This window comes from Herbaspirillum sp. B65 (genome assembly GCF_000333555.1).
Taxonomy (GTDB): domain Bacteria; phylum Pseudomonadota; class Gammaproteobacteria; order Burkholderiales; family Burkholderiaceae_D; genus Herbaspirillum; species Herbaspirillum rubrisubalbicans.
In genome coordinates, this window is sequence record NZ_BADI01001046.1 from 1 (window position 1) to 1496 (window position 1496).

The 1496-nt window shown below is 59.3% G+C and carries 2 protein-coding genes; both read left to right on the forward strand.

The window, feature by feature from the left end; translation table 11 throughout:
- The first annotated feature begins 207 nt into the window (after nt 1-207).
- A complete protein-coding gene (locus tag I5W_RS24525) occupies nt 208-819 on the forward strand; it encodes a TetR/AcrR family transcriptional regulator (RefSeq protein ID WP_044531213.1) in 612 nt (203 codons plus the stop codon).
- Nucleotides 820-978: 159 nt separating this feature from the next.
- Nucleotides 979-1496, forward strand: a 518-nt coding sequence (locus I5W_RS24530) for an alpha/beta fold hydrolase (protein WP_044531214.1), incomplete at its 3' end; no start/stop codon positions are given.

Consider the following 1496-nt stretch of genomic DNA (forward strand, 5'->3'; position numbering starts at 1 on the left):
AGAAACTGCTGGACAGACTGCTGATGGCGGAAGTCATGGATGAGTCCTTTCATGTAGGGATATTGCCAGAAGACATGTCTGGCACTTGATCCTATTACGGCAGACTTAGCTCACCCTTAGGGTGTCGCCAAGGCATCGTGTCTGTGCCGTGCAATCGAGGGGACATGCAGGCTTGAATATGGAAACGAATTGATCCATAATCGGCGCATGTCACAGCTCCCCGCCAAGAACCATCGTGGTCGCCCTCGCGAATTCGACTACGATGAAGTCGTCGACCTTGCCATTGGCTTGTTCCGCCAGCGCGGCTATGGCGCGACCTCGATTGCCGACCTGGTCGAGGCCACCGGTCTGACGCGTGGCAGTCTCTACAAGGCGTTCAAGGACAAGAAATCCATCTACATGGCCGCATTCGAGCGCTACGTCGCCCGTGGTCACGAGCGCATCCGGGCCATTGCACGCGCCGAGGGCAGCGGTCGCGAGCGGGTTGCGCGCCTGCTGGCGCATTATCTGGAGCAATCCTCGGGAGAACCAGGCCGCCTCGGCTGCCTGGTGGTCGCCACTGGGGTGGAAGCCAGCGTACTGGAAGAAGAGATCGCGCAGTTGTTCGAACAGGCGCTCAAGCGCCTGGAAGCCGTCTTGGCCGAGTTGATCCGGGTCGGTATGGAAGATCACTCCATTGCCGCGCAGCTCAATGCCCCGCTGGCTGCCAAGTCCCTGCTGTGTTTCCTGCAAGGCTTGCGGGTGGTGGGCAAAAGCGATGCACATCGCCCGCATTTGAACAAGAAGATGCTGGCCATGGCCATGAAGATGCTGGATTGAATGTGATTGAGTGCGAAGTGAGCCCTTGGCGTCTGCTGGACGCCGCTTTTTTTACCTAATTAGGAAACGATGTGATCCTATATAAATATCCCGTTTTGCGTCCTGTCGGCATGTTCGTCCTCCCTTTCCATCCAACGTACCCAACCAAGAACTGAACCCATGAACCCTTCACACTACGAGAACGACATCGCGTTACACCACAAGCTCATCGATGTCGATGGCATCCGCCTCCATTACGTCGAAGCCGGCACGGGCGCGCCGGTCCTGCTGATACCGGGCTGGCCGCAGAGCTGGTTTGCCTGGCGCGATGTGATCCCCCGCCTGGCGCGCGCCGGACGTCGGGTGATTGCCATTGACCCGCGCGGCATGGGCGATTCGGCTCATCCCCAAGACGGATTCACGCCCGGCATCGTGGCCGCTGAAATCCACCGCTTTGCCCAACTGACGGGATTGCTGGAAGCCGGCAAGCTGGATGTGGCCGGCCATGACGTGGGAGCCTGGATCGCCTATGCCTATGCGGCCGACTGGCCCGAGGATGTGCGCAGCTTGAGCTTGCTGGATGCCGCCTTGCCGGGCATTTCTCCGTTGCCTACCACGGAGATCCCCACGGATGAGATCAACAAGCGGACCTGGCATTTTTCCTTCAATCGCCTGCCAGACCTGCCCGAGATCCTGGT